This window comes from Flavobacterium sp. WC2509 (assembly GCF_052683105.1).
Map to the genome: position 1 here is coordinate 1,033,711 of NZ_JBQZFG010000001.1, position 21,634 is coordinate 1,055,344.

At 33.7% G+C, this 21,634-nt stretch carries 23 protein-coding genes and 3 tRNA genes; 17 read left to right on the forward strand and 9 right to left on the reverse strand.

Features of this window, described 5'->3' with window-relative positions:
* Positions 1–11 precede the first annotated feature (11 nt).
* The 4 genes from infC (at position 12) to ACUN3A_RS04060 (ending at position 2,439) form a co-directional block, all read left to right on the forward strand.
* Entirely contained in the window at positions 12–569 is a 558-nt protein-coding gene (infC, locus tag ACUN3A_RS04045; RefSeq protein WP_445552809.1) for a translation initiation factor IF-3, read from the forward strand.
* A 133-nt stretch (positions 570–702) separates the two neighbouring features.
* Positions 703–900, forward strand: coding sequence for a 50S ribosomal protein L35 (gene rpmI, locus ACUN3A_RS04050; protein WP_022827375.1), 198 nt, complete (start codon positions 703–705; stop codon positions 898–900).
* Positions 901–1,070: 170 nt separating this feature from the next.
* Entirely contained in the window at positions 1,071–1,415 is a 345-nt protein-coding gene (rplT, locus tag ACUN3A_RS04055) for a 50S ribosomal protein L20 (RefSeq protein ID WP_035633036.1), read from the forward strand.
* A 217-nt stretch (positions 1,416–1,632) separates the two neighbouring features.
* Positions 1,633–2,439 (forward strand): endonuclease/exonuclease/phosphatase family protein, encoded by an 807-nt coding sequence (locus ACUN3A_RS04060; protein ID WP_445550063.1) that lies wholly within the window; start codon positions 1,633–1,635, stop codon positions 2,437–2,439.
* A 31-nt stretch (positions 2,440–2,470) separates the two neighbouring features.
* On the opposite strand, the gene ACUN3A_RS04065 is transcribed toward ACUN3A_RS04060, so the two are convergent.
* From ACUN3A_RS04065 to tgt, 6 genes are all read right to left on the reverse strand, one after another.
* Positions 2,471–3,733: an asparagine synthetase B gene (locus ACUN3A_RS04065; RefSeq protein WP_445550064.1), complete on the reverse strand. Its 1,263-nt coding sequence runs from the start codon at positions 3,731–3,733 to the stop codon at positions 2,471–2,473.
* 241 nt (positions 3,734–3,974) lie between these two features.
* Positions 3,975–5,516 carry a replicative DNA helicase gene (gene dnaB / locus ACUN3A_RS04070; protein WP_445550065.1) on the reverse strand — a complete coding sequence of 514 codons (1,542 nt, stop codon included), beginning with the start codon at positions 5,514–5,516 and terminating at the stop codon, positions 3,975–3,977.
* A gap of 139 nt (positions 5,517–5,655) precedes the next feature.
* Positions 5,656–6,609, reverse strand: coding sequence for an acetyl-CoA carboxylase carboxyltransferase subunit alpha (locus ACUN3A_RS04075; RefSeq protein WP_445550066.1), 954 nt, complete (start codon positions 6,607–6,609; stop codon positions 5,656–5,658).
* 133 nt (positions 6,610–6,742) lie between these two features.
* Positions 6,743–7,624: a DMT family transporter gene (locus ACUN3A_RS04080; RefSeq protein ID WP_445550067.1), complete on the reverse strand. Its 882-nt coding sequence runs from the start codon at positions 7,622–7,624 to the stop codon at positions 6,743–6,745.
* Positions 7,611–8,699 carry an LptF/LptG family permease gene (locus ACUN3A_RS04085; RefSeq protein ID WP_445550068.1) on the reverse strand — a complete coding sequence of 363 codons (1,089 nt, stop codon included), beginning with the start codon at positions 8,697–8,699 and terminating at the stop codon, positions 7,611–7,613. Before ACUN3A_RS04085 ends, ACUN3A_RS04080 begins: the two co-directional genes overlap by 14 nt.
* A gap of 74 nt (positions 8,700–8,773) precedes the next feature.
* The gene (tgt, locus tag ACUN3A_RS04090) at positions 8,774–9,904 is read right to left on the reverse strand and encodes a tRNA guanosine(34) transglycosylase Tgt (protein WP_445550069.1); all 1,131 of its coding nucleotides are present in this window, start codon (positions 9,902–9,904) and stop codon (positions 8,774–8,776) included.
* 718 nt (positions 9,905–10,622) lie between these two features.
* On the opposite strand from tgt, the gene ACUN3A_RS04095 reads away from it, so the two are divergent.
* From ACUN3A_RS04095 to ACUN3A_RS04130, 8 genes are all read left to right on the forward strand, one after another.
* Complete coding sequence (locus ACUN3A_RS04095; protein WP_445550070.1) at positions 10,623–11,120, forward strand: hypothetical protein; 498 nt, start codon at positions 10,623–10,625, stop codon at positions 11,118–11,120.
* Positions 11,121–11,462: 342 nt separating this feature from the next.
* Positions 11,463–11,828, forward strand: a complete 366-nt coding sequence (locus ACUN3A_RS04100; protein ID WP_445550071.1) for a hypothetical protein — start codon at positions 11,463–11,465, stop codon at positions 11,826–11,828.
* Between the two features lie 216 nt (positions 11,829–12,044).
* Positions 12,045–12,542 (forward strand): hypothetical protein, encoded by a 498-nt coding sequence (locus tag ACUN3A_RS04105; RefSeq protein WP_445550072.1) that lies wholly within the window; start codon positions 12,045–12,047, stop codon positions 12,540–12,542.
* 107 nt (positions 12,543–12,649) lie between these two features.
* Positions 12,650–13,234, forward strand: coding sequence for a hypothetical protein (locus ACUN3A_RS04110; protein WP_445550073.1), 585 nt, complete (start codon positions 12,650–12,652; stop codon positions 13,232–13,234).
* A gap of 230 nt (positions 13,235–13,464) precedes the next feature.
* Positions 13,465–14,052: a hypothetical protein gene (locus tag ACUN3A_RS04115; RefSeq protein WP_445550074.1), complete on the forward strand. Its 588-nt coding sequence runs from the start codon at positions 13,465–13,467 to the stop codon at positions 14,050–14,052.
* A 375-nt stretch (positions 14,053–14,427) separates the two neighbouring features.
* Positions 14,428–14,967, forward strand: a complete 540-nt coding sequence (locus ACUN3A_RS04120) for a hypothetical protein (RefSeq protein WP_445550075.1) — start codon at positions 14,428–14,430, stop codon at positions 14,965–14,967.
* Between the two features lie 440 nt (positions 14,968–15,407).
* Positions 15,408–16,262 (forward strand): transketolase, encoded by an 855-nt coding sequence (locus ACUN3A_RS04125; RefSeq protein WP_445550076.1) that lies wholly within the window; start codon positions 15,408–15,410, stop codon positions 16,260–16,262.
* A gap of 74 nt (positions 16,263–16,336) precedes the next feature.
* The gene (locus tag ACUN3A_RS04130) at positions 16,337–17,290 is read left to right on the forward strand and encodes a transketolase family protein (protein WP_445550077.1); all 954 of its coding nucleotides are present in this window, start codon (positions 16,337–16,339) and stop codon (positions 17,288–17,290) included.
* Positions 17,291–17,540: 250 nt separating this feature from the next.
* On the opposite strand, the gene ACUN3A_RS04135 is transcribed toward ACUN3A_RS04130, so the two are convergent.
* Positions 17,541–18,569 carry an FKBP-type peptidyl-prolyl cis-trans isomerase gene (locus ACUN3A_RS04135; RefSeq protein ID WP_445550078.1) on the reverse strand — a complete coding sequence of 343 codons (1,029 nt, stop codon included), beginning with the start codon at positions 18,567–18,569 and terminating at the stop codon, positions 17,541–17,543.
* 81 nt (positions 18,570–18,650) lie between these two features.
* Between ACUN3A_RS04135 and ACUN3A_RS04140 the strand changes: the two genes are divergently transcribed.
* Positions 18,651–19,040, forward strand: coding sequence for an RNA-binding S4 domain-containing protein (locus tag ACUN3A_RS04140; protein WP_445550079.1), 390 nt, complete (start codon positions 18,651–18,653; stop codon positions 19,038–19,040).
* 91 nt (positions 19,041–19,131) lie between these two features.
* Positions 19,132–19,632: a phosphoribosyltransferase family protein gene (locus ACUN3A_RS04145; protein WP_445550080.1), complete on the forward strand. Its 501-nt coding sequence runs from the start codon at positions 19,132–19,134 to the stop codon at positions 19,630–19,632.
* A gap of 189 nt (positions 19,633–19,821) precedes the next feature.
* Here ACUN3A_RS04145 and ACUN3A_RS04150 read toward each other — a convergent pair whose 3' ends face one another.
* Positions 19,822–20,340 carry a shikimate kinase gene (locus ACUN3A_RS04150; RefSeq protein WP_445550081.1) on the reverse strand — a complete coding sequence of 173 codons (519 nt, stop codon included), beginning with the start codon at positions 20,338–20,340 and terminating at the stop codon, positions 19,822–19,824.
* Between the two features lie 127 nt (positions 20,341–20,467).
* On the opposite strand from ACUN3A_RS04150, the gene ACUN3A_RS04155 reads away from it, so the two are divergent.
* From ACUN3A_RS04155 to ACUN3A_RS04165, 3 genes are all read left to right on the forward strand, one after another.
* Positions 20,468–20,540, forward strand: a tRNA-Lys gene (locus ACUN3A_RS04155).
* Positions 20,541–20,578: 38 nt separating this feature from the next.
* A tRNA-Lys gene (locus ACUN3A_RS04160) sits at positions 20,579–20,651 on the forward strand.
* A gap of 41 nt (positions 20,652–20,692) precedes the next feature.
* Positions 20,693–20,775 (forward strand) — tRNA-Leu (locus tag ACUN3A_RS04165).
* Between the two features lie 255 nt (positions 20,776–21,030).
* On the opposite strand, the gene ACUN3A_RS04170 is transcribed toward ACUN3A_RS04165, so the two are convergent.
* The gene (locus ACUN3A_RS04170) at positions 21,031–21,567 is read right to left on the reverse strand and encodes a DUF4252 domain-containing protein (RefSeq protein WP_445550082.1); all 537 of its coding nucleotides are present in this window, start codon (positions 21,565–21,567) and stop codon (positions 21,031–21,033) included.
* Positions 21,568–21,634: the final 67 nt, after the last annotated feature.

The following is a 21,634-nucleotide window of genomic DNA, read 5'->3' on the forward strand; positions in this document are numbered from 1 at the left end:
ATTATAAAGTCATAGCAATAAGAAGCAACAGAGGTTACCAACCTCGCGTAGAAAAGAAGGATGCACACAGAATAAACAATTTTATTCGTGGTGTACAAGAAGTAAGACTTGTGGGTGAAAACATAGAGCCTGGAGTTTTTAAACTTGCAGAAGCTTTGAGATTAGCTGACCAATTTGAATTGGATTTAGTTGAGATTTCACCAAACGCAGAGCCGCCAGTTTGTAAAATCATGGATTACAAGAAATTTGTTTACGAACAAAAGAAACGTGATAAGATTCTGAAGGCAAAATCTACTCAAGTGGTAGTAAAAGAAATACGTTTTGGTCCTCAAACTGATGAGCATGATTACGAATTTAAGAGAAAGAACGCTGAAAAATTCTTGAAAGAGGGAGCTAAATTAAAAGCTTTCGTATTCTTTAAAGGACGTTCTATTATCTACAAAGATCAAGGGCAAATTTTATTATTAAGATTAGCTACAGATTTAGAAGAATTCGGAAAAGTTGAAGCAATGCCAGTTCTTGAAGGAAAGAGAATGATTATGTTTATTGCTCCTAAGAAGAAAAAATAATTATTTGCTGTAAGCAATAAGCTTTAAGTTTTAAGCAAAAAGTTTCTTAAACATTTGCCTAAAGCTTAAAGACTAAAGCCTAAAGCTTTTAAAAATATAAGTAAGTAAGAATAAATTAAAACACTAGGAAAAAATGCCTAAAATGAAAACCAAATCTAGCGCCAAGAAACGTTTTAAAGTTACTGGTTCTGGAAAGATTAAGAGAAAGCATGCTTTTAAAAGTCACATCTTGACTAAAAAATCTAAAAAACGTAAATTAGCTTTGACTCACTCAGCGTTAGTTCACAAAACAGATATGAAAAGTATCAAACAACAATTAAGAATTATTTAATTAAGTCTTAAAGTTTCAAAGTCAAAGGTCTTAAAGACTTTCGACATTAGACTTTAAAAACTTTTGACTAAATAATCTTTAGGTTAAAAACAAATTCAATAACCTTGGAGTATGGCCTTAAGTTCCTTTGATTAAATTCAGGACGCCAGCTACAAAAAAACAATAAAATTATGCCAAGATCGGTAAATTCAGTTGCTAAAAGAGCAAGAAGAAAAAAAATAATGAAGCAAGCCAAAGGTTTCTTTGGTAGACGTAAAAACGTTTGGACAGTTGCTAAGAATGCGGTAGAGAAAGCAATGTGCTACGCTTACCGTGACAGAAAAGTGAATAAAAGAAATTTCCGTGCATTATGGATTCAACGTATTAACGCTGGAGCTAGATTGGAAGGAATGTCTTATTCTCAATTCATGGGTAAAGTAAAAGCTAATGGAATCGAATTGAACCGTAAAGTTCTTGCAGATTTAGCAATGAATCACCCTGAAGCTTTCAAAGCAGTACTTAATAAAGTAAAATAAACGTTATATAAACTCAATTTAGAATTACTTACTTATAAAGAAAACCCAATCGAAAGATTGGGTTTCTTGTTTTATATCGCCTAAGAAACCGTACAACGAATTTATTTATTAAATGCTTGGAATCGAATTGCAATCCTAATTGACTAATTTTTCAAGAACCCATTTGAATACTAATACTACTTCCACAATTTTTATATTTGTGAATTATTCTTTAACAATGAACAAAATATTCTGCCTTCTCTTTTTATTTTCTTTTAATACTTTTTATTCTCAAACCAAACTCCTTTCCTGGAATCTTGAAAACTTTGGAAAATCTAAATCTGATAATGAAATTACATTTATTGCCAATACGATAAAAGACTTTGATATTGTGACCATTCAAGAAGTAGTAGCTGGAAATGGAGGAACTCAAGCAGTCGCGAGATTAGCAGATGAACTCAATCGAAAAGGAAGTAAATGGGATTATCGCATAAGTGAACCCACATCCAGCAGTGCTTATAAAACCGAAAGATATGCTTTTCTTTGGAAAACTAACTCGATAAAATTAAAAGGTAAACCTTGGCTGGAACGCAACTATCATTTGGAAATTGACCGCGAACCTTATTTTGCTACTTTTGAAATAAAAGGAAAATCCATTACGATTGCCTCTTTTCATGCCATCACAAAAAACAAACAGCCCGAAACTGAGATTAAATATTTCAAATTTTTACCGCAAATATATCCTGATTTAAATTTGCTCTTTGCAGGAGATTTCAATTGCCCGCAATCGCATTCGGTTTTTATACCTTTAAAGAAAATGGGCTACTCTCCTATTTTGAAAAATCAAAAAACTTCTTTGAAAGAAACCTGCAAAAAGAATGAGTGTCTAGCTTCGGAATTTGATAATATATTTTACAATACTACAAAAGTAACTATTGAAAATGCAGGCGCTATTTTATTTTATCAAAAATTCACAACTCTAAAGGAAGCCCGAAAAATATCAGATCATATTCCGATTTGGGTCGAATTCTCATTAAAAAATTAGATAATTAGATAATGAGTAAATTAGATAATTCCTACGTTTTTTGCTTTTTCTTTCTAGCAGCAGGAAACAAAACATTATTCAAAATCAAACGATAACCTGGAGAATTGGGATGCAAGTCTAGGACTGTTGCGGGATCCCCAACCTGATGTTGGTAATCTTCCGGATCGTGGCCTCCATAAAAAGTAAACATTCCTTTTCCTTTTTCACCATGAATATAGCGAGCTTCACCATCGAGTTCACAAGTACCCATTTTCAAAACATTCGATTTTATTAATTCAGAATCAAATGCGGTAGTTTGCCCCATAAATCCTTTGATTAATTGCGTATGATTTTGGCACAACATGCTGGGAATAAAATCCCATTTGGCTGAATATTCCATCAGTGTAAAATAATCTTTTTCCATTGGAATCCTTCTTTTCGTGGTCATATCGATATTCGAAAACTCGTATTCCTCTGGTCTTCTTTCCAAAGTAAAATTTTTGAAAGCAAAAGTATTATTAAAATTCAATTTGGATTGGTAATTGGCCTCACTAGGATCTCCATCAAACATCGCTTCACAAATATCTACTCCATCTGCTGACAATGCAATATCAAAACTATCAGTAGCTGAACACATCGCAAACAAAAATCCACCTCCAATTACAAAATCACGTATTTTCTTGGCGACAGCCCCTTTTTCCTGAGACACTTTTTCATATCCTAACTTCTTAGCCAGAGCCTCCGCATCTCGTTTTTGATCGATATACCAAGGAACATTCTTGTAGGCTCCATAAAACTTTCCATACTGACCAGTGTAATCCTCATGATGCAAATGCAACCAATCATACAATACCAATTGATCACTTAAAACTTCTTCATCATATATAGGTGTAAACGGAATTTCGGCATAAGTCAGAACCAGCGTTACAGCATCATCCCACGGTTGTTTTCCCTTTGGAGTATAAACGGCAACTTTTGGTGCTTTTTCTAAAATTACAGCTTCCATGTTTTGAGAAGGACTTGCAATTTCATTCAGTATTGAGGCTTGTTCTGCATCCGAAAGCACTTCAAAACTTACGCCACGAATTTGACATTCTTTCCTAATCTCATCAGCATCTGGCAATAAAAAAGAACCGCCGCGATAATTGAGTAACCAACTTGCTTTGTAATTTTTGGCTAAACACCAATAGGTAATCCCGTAAGCTTTAAGGTGATTTTTCTGCGTAGTTTCATCCATTGGCAACAAAATAAAAGAAGCCTTGACTGAAAACGAAACTAGGATTAAAACAATAAAAACTATCTTCTTCAAAACCATTTTATTTTTTTTATTTGCACGCTGCCAATTTACTTTCTTTCTGTCAAAAATAGTTAAAACTACACGATTTATAACATCTCACATTAATAATAAATCCTTATTCTTAACAATAGATTTAATAGTTCTAAAACAGTCAAAGTACAAAAAAGGCTATTTCACATCTTGCGAAACAGCCTTTTCTACTTTTATTTCAATATTTTAAATAGATAACAAATATTTAATTGTTATGCTTCTTTATATTTTAAAAAGGCATATCATCATCATCATCATTATTAAAATTACTTCCAAAAGCATCATTTGCCGAAGGAAGATTTTTAGTGATAAACGAATTTTCGTCATGGTTCATACTCGAAGGTAAATCGTCATAACCACCACTATGATCTTCTAGATTATCAAAACGTCCTAAATGTCCAATAAATTTCAAACGAACGTTTTCGATACCACCATTTCTATGTTTGGCGATCATGATTTCTGCTTGTCCAGCCGTTGGAGATGCTTCTTCATCATCCCATTCATCAATTTTATAATATTCTGGACGGTATAAAAAGGAAACAATATCCGCATCCTGCTCAATCGCTCCAGATTCACGAAGATCCGAAAGCAAAGGTCTTTTACTCGATCCACGGGTTTCTACCGCACGCGATAATTGTGAAAGTGCAATTACAGGAACATTCAATTCCTTGGCTAATGCTTTTAGATTTCGAGAGATCGTAGAAATTTCCTGTTCACGATTTCCTCCTCCTTTACCATTTCCACCCGCAGTCATCAATTGCAAATAATCAATAATAATAATTTTTATACCATGTTGCGAAACCAAACGTCTTGCTTTTGCTCTTAAGTCAAAAATGGATAACGAAGGCGTATCATCTATAAAAAGTGGTGCTTTTTCTAAGTTCTTAACTTTCGTACTAAGCTGTTCCCACTCGTGTTTCTCTAATTTCCCAGTACGCAATTTCTCAGAAGATAATCCAGTTTCAGAAGAAATCAACCTCGTAATCAACTGTACTGATGCCATCTCCAAAGAAAACAAAGCCACAGGATGCCCAAAGTCTATAGCAATATTTCTAGCCATAGATAATACAAAAGCTGTTTTTCCCATCGCAGGTCTTGCCGCAATGATTATTAAATCACTAGGCTGCCAGCCCGAAGTAAGTTTATCTAATTTATCAAAACCAGTCGCCACACCAGAAAGTCCTTCTTGTCCTGCGATTTCTTCAATACGCTTTTTGGCTTGTAGCACTAAACTCTGAGCTGTTTCGGAACTACGTTTAATATTCCCTTGCGTAACCTCATAAAGTTTAGATTCGGCTTGATCTAATAAATCAAATACATCGGCAGTTTCATCATATGAAGCTTCAATAATTTCAGATGAAATTCGAATTAGACTTCGTTGAATAAACTTTTGAAGAATAATTCTGGAGTGAAATTCAATATGCGCAGATGAGGAAATTTTTTGTGTAAGCTGAATTAGATAAAAATCACCGCCTGCAAGGTCTAATTTTGCGTTTTTTCGAAGTTGAGCCGAAACAGTCAATAAATCGATAGGCTGTGTATCATTAAATAATTGAATTATGGCTTCAAAAATATATTTGTGAGCTTCTTTATAAAACGCATCGGGTTGCAAGATGTCAATTACCTCATCAACACCTTTTTTATCAATCATCATTGCCCCAAGTACAGCTTCTTCTAAATCTAATACTTGCGGGGGTAACTTTCCTTTTTCCAGGCTTATTATTGTAGTCTTGTCCACTTTAAATGGGCTCACATTTTTAAAATTTTCCATTTAGCGAAAGTAACTAAAATTAAAAAAAAATCACAATTGAGTTATTACAATTTATTGTTTATAAATACTCGTTTTTTGTTTATAACCAAAAAAAAATCCGAAACTGTAAGGCTTCGGATTAAGAACTTAATAATGGTCGTTATTCTTTAAACTCACCCATTTTACTGTATTTCTCCATTCTCTGGGCGATTAAATCAGCTGTTGATAAGTCTTTTAATTCGTTATATCCTTTCAATATATATTGCTCTACTGTTTTAAACGTAGTCTCTCTATCATAATGAGCTCCTCCAAGAGGTTCTGGAATAATATCATCTACCAATTTTTGTTTTTTCATGTCAGCAGAAGTTAATTTCAAAGCTTCAGCAGCTTGTTCTTTGTAGTCCCAGCTTTTCCATAAAATAGAAGAACAAGATTCTGGTGAAATTACAGAATACCAAGTATTTTCAAGCATATAAACGCGATCTCCAACACCTATTCCTAATGCACCACCAGAAGCACCTTCACCAACAATAATAGTTATGATTGGCACTTTCAAAAGAACCATTTCAAAAATATTTCTGGCAATAGCTTCTCCTTGTCCGCGTTCCTCAGCTTCTAAACCTGGATAGGCACCCGGAGTATCAACTAAAGTAACAACAGGAATTCCAAATTTCTCAGCCATTTTCATCAAACGCAACGCTTTTCTATAGCCTTCAGGATTTGCCATCCCAAAATTTCTATACTGACGAGTCTTTGTATTAAACCCTTTTTGCTGCCCAATAATCATAAACGATTGATCGCCTATTTTACCTAAACCACCAATCATGGCTTTATCATCTTTAAAACCTCTGTCTCCATGAAGCTCTAAAAAAGTATCTCCACAAAGCCCTCTAATATGATCTAAAGTATAAGGTCTACTTGGATGTCTTGACAATTGTACACGTTGCCAAGCGGTTAAGTTTTTATAAATGCTCTTTTTAGTTTCCTCTAATTTTTTGTTGATTTGTTTACAAGTATTAGTAACATCAACATCCGACTCTAGACCAATAACAACACATTTATCTAATTGCTCTTCAAGTTCTTTTATAGGAAGCTCAAAATCTAAATATTCCATAGGATTCGTGCGAATTTATTATTTTTTCAATTTTCAATTTGGAACTGCAAATATAAAATTTAATCTCGTTATACACTTACTTTTTTACTTAAGTAGAAAAAAATAGATTTTACAATAACAAAAAACCTTACAATCAATCTTCCTTTCTATAGTGTTTTATAATACCGTTCAAGAGTACTGTAATTACAATTACAATGGCGCCTATATAAAATTCAGTACTCATTTTTTCTTTTCCACCAATGATAAAAAAAGCCAACACTATACCGTAAACTGGCTCTAAATTAGTGGTTAACATAACAGTATATGGCGATAATTGTCGCATTACTTTTACAGAAGCTGTAAAGGCATAAGCGGTACAAATCGAAGCTAAAATTAAAATCAAAATCCAATTCTTGGCAGACAATGTAAAAAATTCTGCGGTGAAAGAACCTTTAAATAAAAAATAGATCGAAATGAAAATAAACCCCGCCAAAAACTCATAAAATGAAATTACCGAAGGATCATGATTCACGATTAGTTTTCCATTCATTAAAGTAAACAATACCCCTAATAGAATAGAAACTAATGCCAATATCATTCCGTTCCAGTAATTAATCTCCACTTGCATAATCAGTCCTAAGCCTGCAATAATAATCAATCCAAAAAAGACTTCATACCAAAGCACTTTACGTCCATAAAACAAAGGTTCCAGTAAAGACGCAAAAAAAGCTCCCAATGAAAAAACTGATAAGGTGATAGAAACCGTAGAGATTTTTATAGCTTCAAAAAAGAAAATCCAATGCAAGGCAATTAAAAGCCCGACAAATAAAAACTTAATTAAAACTTTGGGAGTTACTGTAAAGGATTTTTTCTTTAGCACAATAAAACCAGCCAAAAAAATAGCTGCAAAACACATTCGATACCAAACTAAAAAATCAGACTGAATCGTTATTAATGCGCCTAAAATTGCTGTAAAACCCCAAATAAAAACAATTAAATGTAAATTAAGGTAACTTTTTAAATTATCGTTTCGCATTTCGTAGTAAATAAACAGCTAATATTCCAAAAACTATATTAGGCAACCATACGGCTAAAAGTGGAGAAAATGCTGATTTTTCTGCCAATACACCAAATATTTTATCAAAAAAGACAAATGAGAAAGCCACAGCAATTCCTATAGCCAGATTAACTCCCATTCCTCCTCTTCGCTTCATAGAAGATACCGAAACCGCAATAATCGTCAATATAAATGCCGAAACTGGCACACTATACTTTTTATACAAAACAACTAAATACACATTGATATTTGATGAGCCTCGTTTTTTTTCTTTGTCGATAAACGCATTCAAATCTCCCAGACTCAAAGTCTCCGCTATATAAACTACAGGTGCCAAATCCTGAAGATCAAAACTAAATTTCATCTTCTTTTCGGGTGATTTTTCAATCACATCATTTTCAGGACCAACCGTTCTTTTTGTATAATCAAATAATGAATAGTTCTTTTCTTTAGGATTCCATTTGATTCTGCTAGCCGTAATTTTATATTCTAATTTTTCCTTTTTAAAACGTTCTAACGAAAAATTAAAAGCCATTTGGGACTCATTATTAAAGCTGTTTACATAGATAAAATCATGATCATTAATCTGTCTGTAAACATCCGTATTATCTCCCCTCATCAATGCCTTTCCGTCATTCCGGAGATACGTATATCTAAAATTATTATAACCCTCGCTAGAAACAGGTATCACATAAAAACCCATCAGTAAAACAATAACCGATATTATTGAAGCTCCTATAATATAAGGTCTTAAAAATCTCGTAAACGAAATACCAGAACTCAAAATAGCAATAATCTCAGTATCATTTGCCAACTTAGAGGTAAACCAAATCACCGATATAAACAAAAATATAGGAAAGAGGTTATTCATAAAGTAGATTGTAAAATGATAATAATAAATGGCAATTTTTAAAACTGGCACATGATTCTCAATCATTTTATTGATTTTCTCCGATATGTCGATAATTATCCCAATAGGAGCAAATAACAAAAGCATCACCGCAAAAGTGGCTAAATATCTTTTTAAAATGTATTTGTCAATTATTGTTAGCATATATTTTGGTTGTTGGTTATTGGTTGTCAGTTGATAGAATTCTGACAACTATCAACTATCAACCATCAACTAATTTACAGTCTTTGGCTCATATTTTTCACCATCATTTCTTTCCATGGTCTAAAATCACCTTCTAGGATATGTTTTCTAGCTTCGCGAACCAGCCACATATAGAAACCTAGATTATGAATGGTAGCAATTTGTTTCCCAAGGTATTCGTTGGCAGCAAACAAGTGACGCAAATACGCTTTACTGTATTCTAAATCTACAAAAGTATGCCCCATTTCGTCTATAACCGAAAAATCAGCTTCCCACTTTTTATTTTTGATGTTGATTGTTCCGTTTGCCGTAAACAACATACCGTTTCTGGCATTACGCGTTGGCATCACACAATCAAACATATCAATTCCAAGAGCTATATTCTCCAGAATATTAATAGGAGTTCCAACACCCATCAAATAACGAGGCTTGTCTTCTGGCAAAATTTCACAAACCACTTCGGTCATCGCGTACATTTCTTCCGCTGGCTCCCCTACCGAAAGTCCACCGATGGCATTTCCTTGTTGACCAGAATTCGCAATATATTCAGCCGACTGACGGCGTAAATCTTTATACGTACTTCCTTGTACAATCGGGAAAAACGTTTGCTCATATCCATATTTAAAAGGAACTTTATCCAAATGGCTGATACAACGATCCAACCAACGGTGCGTCATGTGCATCGAACGTTGTGCATAACGATAATCGCAAGGATAAGGCGTACACTCATCAAAAGCCATGATGATATCAGCTCCAATGGTACGTTGAATTTCCATTACATTTTCAGGCGTAAAAAAGTGGTACGAACCATCAATATGCGATTTAAACTTCACACCTTCTTCCTTAATTTTTCTATTATTCGAAAGAGAATATACTTGATACCCTCCCGAATCTGTCAAAATATTACGGTCCCAACCCATAAATTTATGCAAACCACCCGCTTTTTCAAGAATTTCGGTTTGTGGTCGCAAATACAAATGATAGGTATTCCCCAGGATAATATCAGGATTTATTTCTTCTTTTAATTCTCGTTGGTGCACTCCTTTTACCGAAGCTACTGTACCAACAGGCATAAAAATTGGTGTTTCGATCACACCGTGATCAGTAGTAATACTTCCCGCACGCGCTTTCGACTGCGGATCTGTTTTTAGTAAATCAAACTTCATATAGTCTTTTTATCAGTCGGCAAAGATAGGTTAATTTAAAACCCGCATCAAAAAAATATTTCCCTTCCTATGCATGAAAAGCGGGTTCATGACAACCAAAATTTAAATTCTCCTCGGAATAAAATTAGATAATTATTAAACCCAAAAATGTTTACGAATACAAATCTAAAAATCATCTGGGCGTGACCACAATAGAAAATGGCCCTAATTTAGTTTGCGCATATACGGGCCATTCTCCATTGCGGCCGGGCTATTCGCGCTACTTCGGTAGCCAGCTGCTATCCCTCACGCGAACCCAATGTAATTAAATTAAGTATTTTTTTGTCATTCCGAAGAATGAGGAATCACATAACGTGAGTCACTGGTGTGATTCCTCATTCTTCGGAATGACAAATCGATGGCATTTCCCTCAAGCCAAATGTCAAACAAAAAAACAGCACGCAGATTCAACAGATTTACACAGATAAATGAGTAAAAAATCTGCATAAATCTGTAAAATCTGCGTGACAATAAAAATAGCAATTCCTCACCTTAATAAAATCACACACAAGCCCGCAACCCCTTTCAAAAAGACAATTCATATAAAATTGAAAGTAATTTCTATATGTTTTTAACAAATAATTCATAAAAAGTAAGAAAAACATTATTATATAAATTAATAATAGTATAGCTTTGTTTTGTAGTCTATTTCTACAGAAACCCATTAAAAAAACTATTTATGGCAAATTTGCTCAACAACCGCGTAAGCGTTACTGCAACAGCAGCACAAGTAACAGCAGTCAAAACTGCGTTTCAAACTATTTTGACCAATCTACCGTTTTTGGTAGGTCTAACCGCCGATGAAAGAAAAACATTAAACAGTATTGATGTCAACAACAAAGCCTTTACCGAGGATGCTATCAATGCCAGCGTAAACAACCCCACGCTTATCCCAACCTACATTTCGTTACCGAATATGCAAAGCGATCTAACCCTTTTTGCCCAATTGGATGAACTCTCTGGAATAGCAAACCAACTTTGCGAACGTATAGAAGACACTAAAATGCTGGCAGGAAACGAAGCCTATGGATCGGCTCTTGCGATGTACAAAATTTTTGGATCAGCTGCCGATGCCGGAGTTTCTGGTGCCGACAGTATTGTAGAGCAACTCAAAAAACGTTTTGCCAGCAACAGCAGTTCAGGAACTGTTGCAGCACCTCCTGCCCCCGTTCAATAACAACCGTTACCATGCTAACTGGCCCCATTATGCTATGGGGCCTTTTTTTGTCGCAATAATGACTCAAAAAAGGGACTATACGGGATGTTTTCCATTACCAATAGTGGTGCTTTTAGTCATTCTTACACCTATAAAAGCACCCTATACCTCCTACAAACAAGGGGCAAAACCCCTGACTATAGGGTGTATAGTCCCTGTTTTGAGGTAACAAGACAACCACTTTGCACCAGTAATACACCCAATAACCATCCCTAGAGGGACTGTTTATAGGTAGTATTAGGGGGGATAATGGGGTGCTTTGATTACTAATTTGATACTATACACTATTTAAAAACGACTATTATGATAAACAACAATAAAAAATACAGCCACGACAGAGGCGATCAGTACCCGCTGGTGGGGAATTTTATCAATTATCACATTTCGCAGCAGCTTGTAAGCAAAGCAGCTGTAGCCAGAGCGCTAAACATAGATCCAAAAGGACTGGCTGCCTATTGTAAAAGAGATACGCTGCAGTTTGCCGTTTTATGGAAGCTCAGCCTGGTATTGAAACACAATTTTATCGCTCAATTGGGCGAATACCTGCCCTATCGTTTTGAAACAATTCGTGAAAAAGCCCTAAAAGAAGAACTAGCCCAGAAAGAGATAATCATACAAAAAATGGAAATCCAGTTGGAGGCGTTTAGGGAGATGATGCGGAAGCAATAAAACCTAGAAATGGATATATGCAGGTGTAAATTTGAAAAATTAAGATTATGTTTGTCAGACAAAGCTACCTAGATTTGGGTGGGTATGCGTGACAGAGTTGCGCATATGAACCAGTTACCTGCAAGCACCAATCAGAATCGAGAATATAACGGAATATTTGCAAAAATATTAAATAGAATTGTGTTATAAAAACCTCCTATAAAAAACAATGAATTTATGAAAAATATAATAATACTTGGCCTTTTGTGGTTATCATTCACAAGTTCTGCTCAGACAAAAAATAAGATTTTGACAGTAAAATATGCTGGAGAATATAGTTTTGGAACAGGTATAGAAAAAGGAAGAGTTGGAACAATTTATATTTATCCTGAAACAGACAATACAATTCTTTTTTATATTGATTTAAATCGAGGCGCACCTTCATACAATATGGGTTCATTATACGGTCGAGTTAAAATCACGAATAACATTGGAGTATTTTATACAAAATTTAACTATGCTGACAATGGATGCAAATGGACTTTTACTTTTACCCAAAATAGTTTGACAATTAAAACATTTGATAATGAATATGAATGTGGTTTTGGACACGCTGTATACGCTGATGGAACTTTTAAAAGAAAAACAACTAAAATTCAGAACTCATTTAAAAATTCAGAAGGAACAGAAACATATTTTAATAAAACAAAACCTGAAGAATATTATAAAGATTAAAACTGAGGATAAATCAAAAAAAACCGATAGCGCGGATTTGTAATCCGTGCCCGCAATCATAAGCTATAAAGCTAAGACACAATACCCAGCAAAAACAAAATAAATTGATGAAACATATAACAGTAGGTAGTATTTTATTGGTGCTTTTACTCTTGACAGGTTGTATTTCAACATACGGACAAAATAGTGGTCTTTTGCAAATTCAAGATCGTAAAAAAAGTGAATCTAAAACAATCACAATTGAAGACCTTGAAAAAGTAAAACCAATCAAAGGAGATTATATATCTGTGGATTTTTATAATTCTTTAAGAATTCCAGATCATCATATATCCGTTTTTATAAGTAATCTCAATGAAAAAGGCGTACAGCTTAAATTAAAATCAGAACCTCCAACTGGATATAAAGTAGAATGGAGTCAATCAATAATTGATACAACATTTAATATTTCATTTTCTGAGTATGAAAAAGCAATTCAGCTTTTTAGAAAGATATCGAGTTCAGATATTATCAATGAAAACTCAAACATGGGATTGGTAACAGACGGAACATCTTGTAAAATTGAATTTGGATACACAACAGGTTCAGTATCCTATTTTGTTTGGAGTCCAGACTATAAAACAACAGAAAGAAATTTAAATCAGTTTCTAGAATGTTTTGAATATTTGCAGAAACTTGCTAAAAAGAAATTTTAGAAAACTACAGATGACTAAGAAAACCCCGATACCCGATAGCGCGGATTTGTAATCCGTGCCCGCAATCATAAGCTACAAAGCTAAGAAACTGGACAAAAAAAATCAATCTTTGTGAGCACGGATTACAAATCCGCGCTATCGTACTCAACTAATTTTTTATATATCCGAGCGGTCGGGGTTAGTTTATCTCCAGAAAAGCTTAAAAAAATCAAACAAAAAATTTAAGATTAATGAAATTAATAATGCCACTTTTCTTTTTTCTTTTTTTCAATATTACTTTTAGTCAAGATTATAGAGAAGCTACAATTATTTTTAATGACAATACTTCTATCAAAGGTTTTGCGGAGATTAAAAATAATGAAATTTACTTTAAACTAGAACAAGAAGATAAACCAGATAAATGGAGCTACGATATTGCTAAAGGAATAATTTTTTCTGGATATGGATTTTCTGAAAAATTTGAATATCTAAAATATGGAAAACACTCAAAACCAAAAATATTTGAGGTTATAGAGGAAGGCAATATAAATTTATATAGAGAGTCAAGAATGTATTATACTAGTAAAAGCAATATTACCGCTGAAAAACTCCCTACAAATTTCTCAATATATGAATTTACAACAGAAACTTTTTATGTAAAAAAGAAAAGCGAAGAGTTTGCAACTGATATTTCTTTTAGTTTTAAAACAACTTCCAAAAAATATTTTTCAGATTGCGAAAAAATAATAAAACAGATTAATAATGGAAAATTTACCAGAAAAAACATTCCAGATATGGTATTTTATTATAACGAGTATTGCGACGAAAATAACGAATAATTTAAAAAGCTGATAGCGCGGATTTGTAATCCGTACCCGTAATCATAATCTACAAAGTTAAGACACAGGACAAATAATCAATCTTTGTGGGCACGGATTACAAATCCGCGCTATCGTACTCAACTAATTTTTTAAATATCCGAGCGGTCGGGATTGAATTTGGAAGATTTGGTAAATCCGAAAGATAACGGTGATTTACCCCGATAGCTCGGATTTGTAATCCGTGCCCGCAATCATAAGCTACAAAGCTAATACACAGAACAAAAAAATCAATCTTTGTGGGCACGGATTACAAATCCGCGCTATCGTACTCAACTGATTTTTTATATATCCAAGCGGTCGGGAACGTTGGCGGCAACATTAAAAAAAATAGGAATGAAAAAAATCATAATTTTAGTTATTACAATATTCGTTTTTTCTTCTTGCAAAAATGAAAAAGAATTAAAAGTTATCGAAAAACCAAAACCTGATAGTATTGAAAAATTGGAAATTGATTGTTCAGGAAATCCGAAAGTTGAAAAAAATCAAGATGATAAACTTGAAGCAATTGAAAAAGAAAACTCGGAAATAATTGAACAAGATGAAGAATATATTAACAAAGCAGCTATTGAGCAAAATGATAGCTTAATATGGCTTACTGTAAATATGAAACGTGACCATAGAATATTTGGTTTTGAAAAACCAGATGTAAAATCAAAAAGAATGATACTTTTATCAATTTTCACAAAAGACGTTGAAAATAATCCGTTTAACTGTCCTTATGGAGCATTTTATGAAACAAGTGGAATGAAAAACATCACTCTTAAGTTTAAAGAAAATATTGGTGATTTTGCAAAAATTGAAATACAGAAAGAAAATTCAAAAGAAGTCGTCTATTTTGAAAAAAAATGGTTAGAATTTGAACAAACTGAATAAAAAATGCAGCCGCCAACAGCTACAACGGATTTGGGCAATTGACTTAATGGAAAAACAATTTTATACTCGTAAAGTGAAGTCTTTAAACGAAAAATAAGGCTTTCTCAATCTACTAAATATCTGGTTTTACGTTTGCGTGAGGGATAGAAACTAGCTACCAAAGTAGCGTGGATAGCCCGACAGCATAAGGAAAAGGGGCGACTAAGCGGTAGCATAAGTCAGCCCCTTTTTCTTATGGTGGCACGCCCAGAAGAGCTTTTTCGAACTGACGAAGCAGATGATTTGAATTTCAATATACTATTTTCATAAAAGAAATATATTCGGTGTTTTATTTTTAAATCAGCAATAAAATAACAATTTGTTTGAAATTGCCTTTAAAATCATTTGTCTTACGCCAAAATAAAAATTACTTTTGCAGGAGTTTAACTTTTACACACAAAATGAAGCCTAACACACAACAATTAAACGATTTAACTATCCAAGTAAGAAGAGATATTCTTCGAATGGTTCACGCTGTTAATTCAGGTCACCCAGGGGGATCTCTAGGATGTACTGAATTTCTAGTAGCCTTGTACCAAAACCTTATGGATCGTAAAGAAGGATTTGACATGGACGGAATTGGAGAAGATTTATTTTTCCTTTCAAACGGACATATTTCGCCTGTATTTTACAGCGTTTTGGCAAGAAGTGGTTATTTCCCAGTAAAGGAATTAGCAACTTTCCGTCTTATTAACTCAAGATTACAAGGTCACCCTACAACTCACGACCATTTACCTGGAGTACGTATTGCTTCTGGATCACTAGGACAAGGATTATCTGTAGCAATTGGTGCTGCACAAGCTAAAAAATTAAACAACGACAATCATATTGTTTATACACTTCACGGAGATGGTGAATTGCAAGAAGGTCAAAACTGGGAAGCAATTATGTATGCATCTGCTAAAAAAGTAGACAACCTTATTGCAACTGTCGATCTTAACGGAAAACAAATTGACGGTACTACTGATGAAGTATTGGCAATGGGAAGCATCCGTGCTAAATTCGAAGCTTTTGATTGGGAGGTTATCGAAATTACAAAAGGAAATGACATTGAAGCTATCATTGGAGGAATGAATGAAGCAAAAGCAAGAACAGGAAAAGGAAAACCGGTTTGCGTATTACTTCATACTGAAATGGGTAATGGTGTAGATTATATGATGTACAGTCATGCTTGGCATGGTAAAGCACCAAATGATGCACAACTTGCAAATGCTTTGGAACAAAATTATAATACTGGAGGTAATACAGATTATTAAAAATGCTTTATGCTTTATGCTTTAAGCACTATGCTTATTGCCTATAGCCTACAGCTTATAGCTTTTAAAAAAAAATGAAAAAATATATAAATACAGGAAGTAAAGATACCCGTTCTGGTTTTGGAGTGGGAATGACTGAATTAGGTCAAAAGAATGAAAAAGTTGTGGCACTTTGTGCGGATTTGATTGGTTCATTAAAATTTGATGATTTCAAAAAAAATCACCCAGAGCGTTTTTTCCAAATCGGAATTGCAGAAGCTAACATGATTGGAATTGCAGCTGGATTAACTATTGGAGGAAAAATTCCTTTTACAGGAACTTTTGCTAACTTTTCGACAGGTCGTGTTTACGATCAAATTCGTCAATCAGTAGCTTACTCTGAGAAAAATGTAAAAATATGTGCTTCTCACGCAGGATTAACTCTTGGAGAAGATGGTGCAACTCACCAAATATTAGAAGACATTGGATTAATGAAAATGTTACCTGGAATGACTGTAATCAACACTTGTGATCACAATCAAACTAAAGCAGCTACAATAGCACTTGCTGATCATCAAGGTCCAGCTTACTTGCGTTTTGGTCGTCCTGTAGTACCTAACTTTACTCCTGCTGACGAACCTTTCGTAATTGGAAAAGCGATCATGCTTAACGAAGGTACAGATGTAACAATTATCGCTACTGGACATTTAGTTTGGGAAGCTTTAGTTGCTGCAGAAGCTTTGGAAGCTAAAGGAATCTCTGCTGAAGTAATCAATATCCATACTATTAAGCCACTAGACGAAGAAGCTATTTTAAAATCATTAGCTAAAACGAAATGTGTTGTTACTGCTGAAGAGCACAACATTCTTGGAGGTCTTGGAGAAAGCGTTTCTAGAGTATTAACTTTAAATCAACCTGCTCCACAAGAATTCGTAGCTGTAAATGATAGCTTTGGTGAGTCTGGAACTCCTGAGCAATTAATGGAGAAATACAAATTGAACAATCAAGCGATTGTTGAAGCTGTAGAAAGAGTGATCAAAAGAAAGTAATCTTTCGCTATAAATACAAAATCCCATCTCGTTGTAAAAAATGAGATGGGATTTTTTTTTATGCCTAAGATTTTCTTGGATGAATATTGCTACAGATTTCACTAAAGTAGGTTTTGCACTTTGACAAGAATTACTAAGTATTTCTTTTTACAACGATTCTACTGATTTGAACAGATTTTTTTTGTACGATTATTTTAGGAAGGTAGAATCCAAAAAAAATCCCAGTCTAGTATAGAATGGGATATTTATATTATTGATTCATTTTGGTACAATTTTTATCCAAATGTCGTTTTAGTCTATTTGCAATTGTTTGATCTCCTGAACAATCTGGAATTTTATCAAATGCATAATAGTTACCGTCTTTATCTTTGATTTCTCCTCTTGTTGAATAAGTATCATTATCATCATCAATATCTAAGAAATCAGGAATACCATCACCATCACTGTCATCTGGATTAGCAACTCCCGTTGCAAAAACATACATATAACGATTATGCGAAGGATCAACATCTTCCTGAAAATCAGGAATACCATCTGCATCGTGATCTGCTCGTTTCAAAGCATATAATTTTACACTAAACACTAAAGGAGAATATGCTGGAATACCGGCTTGAGCATTACCATAATATCCCATAGCAGAAGGAAGAAACATTACACCTACACCAAAATCATTATAATTCACTGTCCCATCTTGATTTGACGAAACCCAACCTGTCTTAAATTGAGGAAATGCCTCAGACCAACCTCGAATGATTCCTGCTGAACTTAAATCGAATGGGGTCTGACCATTATTTGAAGAATCAAATACTGTTCCATCCAATAAAGTACCTTTATAACCAGCGAAAACAGCATCCATATTGCAAGGATATTCACCTCCAACTCCAACATTACCAACCCCTTCCCTAATTACCAATGTATAAATTTTATAAGTAAGACCTCCTAAGGGAGAACCTACCTCATTACTAGTTTCTACATTTCTACTGGTTAATCTTGGAAGTGTATTACTATTCAAATAAGACATTAAAGACCTTTGATCAGGACTTGAAGCGTCGGTAATTTCTGATATTGTTACATCCTGATCTTCCGGAAAACCAGGCTTATTAACTACGTCACTTATGTAATGAGTATTCAAATAATTTTCTATCGCGGCAATATCTATAGGATATTGCTCAGCATAAGGTTTTGGTGGAATTATTTCTTCATCATTATTATCTTTGTTACAAGAACTCACTGTAATCATTGCAATCAAAACAATAAAATAAAACTTAATTTTGCTCATTATTTAAGGTATGGTTTAGGTCGCAAATATACATTAATGATTTACTTTTGTAAAGTATTTAACTTCGATTTTAGAAAATTCATGAGAATAGACAAATATTTATGGTGTGTTCGGTATTATAAAACCAGAAATATGGTAACCGAGGCGTGTAAAAAAAATCATATCACAGTAAATGGTATTGTTGCCAAGCCTTCGAAAGAAGTTTTTCCTACCGATAAAATTACTTTTAGAAAGGATCAAATTACACAAATCATTACCGTTTTAGACATCCCCGAAAATCGCGTGGGTGCTAAACTCGTTGATATCTATCGAAAAAATGAAACTCCTGACGAAGTTTATGCTCACTTAGAATTACTAAAACTATCCAAAGAGCATTATAGAAAAACTGGAACCGGGAGACCTACCAAAAAAGACAGAAGAGATATCGATGAATTTGGAAATGATATTACCGATGAAGACGAAACAGACTAAAAATCTCTTTTAGCTTTCTGCTTTTGAAATTGAATTAATGACATCAATTTCATCTAACTTTTTTATCTTTGAAAAAACAAAAAAATACGCCATGAGCAAAAATATAATTCTTACCAATCAACAAATAGAACATACTACCAAAAGAATAGCCTACCAAATCTATGAAACTTTTGTAGAGGAAGAAGAAATTGTGATTGCTGGAATTACCGTCAACGGCTATGTTTTTGCTGAAAAAATTGCTCAAACATTAGCTACCATTTCACCAATTAAAATTTCGCTTTGCGAAGTTCACACAAACAAACAAAGCCCAGAACAACCAATAACAACTTCATTAACCAAAGAACAATACAGTAACAAAGGCTTAGTATTAGTAGATGATGTATTGAGCTCTGGAACCACTTTAATATATGCAGTAAAACATTTTCTAGATGTTCCTTTAAAAAAATTCAAAACCGTTGTTCTTGTTGACAGAAACCACAAAAAATTTCCGATTAAAGCCGATTTTAAAGGAATATCACTTTCAACTTCCTTATTAGAGCATGTTGACGTTGTATTCGACAACAATGGCAACAGTTATGCCAGCTTAAGCTAATAATCTGATTTCAATCATTTTTTGAAGCAGAAAGATTTTAGCTTTTATCATTATGATTTTAACCGTAAGATTCGTAAAGACTTGAAAACAGAAGGTTCGCAAAGCTTTGCGAACCTTCTGTTTTTCCATCATAGAAAAAAAATAAAAAATTTTGCGGCCTTTGCGGTTAAACAACAGCAATAATCGAACTCAACTTATTAGATTCAAGATATCATTTACTGTTTCCTCGATGGTTTTACCATCAACATTCACTTTATATTGCGAATGATTGTAATAAAAGCTTCTATCAAAAAGATGCTTAGCTATAAACTCTTTCATTTCTTCTTCGCTTTTATCTGCAATAAGCGGTCTTTTGCTCTTATTCGGCATCAATCTATTAAATAAGGTCTCAATAGACGCTTTTAGATAAATAGACGCTACACCATCCCCTATTAACAATTCATGATTATTAGCATAACAAGGAGTACCTCCTCCTAAACCAATAATAATTTCATCGGGAGAATTTAATAATTCTAGAAAATAAGTGTGTTCTAACTTTCGAAAATGGATCTCTCCATCCTTTTCAAAAATATCATTTATTGACATTTTTGCTTTATTTTCGATATATTCATCCAAATCAACATAAGGAGTATTGATCATTCCAGATAGTTTTTGGGCGATTGTAGACTTACCACACCCCATATAACCTAATAATATAATTTTTTTCATTTGAATAAGACCTTACAAATTAAGACGTTAAGAATTTTAATTAAAAAAAGACAAATTTATAATAAAAATGCTTGGAAACTTCTAAAAAAAGTCCTTATATTTGCACCCGCATTCAAGGAAAGAATATGACTCGATAGCTCAGTTGGTAGAGCACATCACTTTTAATGATGGGGTCCTGGGTTCGAGCCCCAGTCGGGTCACAATTTTAGTGATCAACACATAATTTCCTTGAAGCAATGACTCGATAGCTCAGTTGGTAGAGCACATCACTTTTAATGATGGGGTCCTGGGTTCGAGCCCCAGTCGGGTCACAAAAGGTCGAGTAATTTATTACTTGACCTTTTATTTTTTAGGCCACGTGGAGAAACGGTAGACTTGCCATCTTGAGGGGGTGGTGCTCGCAAGGGCGTGTGGGTTCAAATCCCACCGTGGTCACTTTTTAAACCTATTTAAAAGCAATTACAAGGGTTTTGCACAACATTCTTAACGCAGTTATCAAACACTCTGTTTTAGAGTGTTTTTTTTTTTAAATCCCAATTCAACAGATTCACAGACCGCTTTGAATAATAAAAGGCAAACCATAACAACTTCCCCTTTATTTATATACTTTGTCCCATCCAAAATATAACATCATAAAAAAAGCGTCTCGAAAACTATCGAAACGCTTTTTAAAATTAAAAATAAAGATTTCTATTTATTTAATTCCTTCAATGGTTTTAATTGCTCAAAATCAATTCCCTCTTCTTTCAAAACTGAAACCATATTAATTATATTCTTTGGATTCAAATCTCTCCCTAAAATCCTAACAAGCCCAAATCCTGTATCCTTATTATTTGCAAAAAATACAAATTCATTAATATGTTTTTCAGTTCCAACATATTTCACAGATGCTCCTTGTTTACCAGAATCAAATTCAATTAACATTTTATACTTTGGATCTTTTAAAATCAAATTTACTTTAGCTCGTTCTATTTCGAACTGTGATTTGTTTTTCGCATTCAATTTGAAAACTAAAGCATTAATTGTATCAATAGATTGTAATGCTTCGACTTGACCCGCTTCCAAGTTACCTAAATAAATATTCATAATATCGGATGAGATATCCACAGCTACAAAATCTTTATTTTTGATATTTTCGGCAAAGTATTTTTGCAAAGAAGGCTCTGAACTACAACTTCCAAAGATCAAACCACTGAGTAATGTAATTAAAAATAATACTGTTTTCATATATTGCTTTTATTGTTTTTTTATTGGAACACGAAATTAACTCCTTTTTTATTATTTTTAGCAAAGT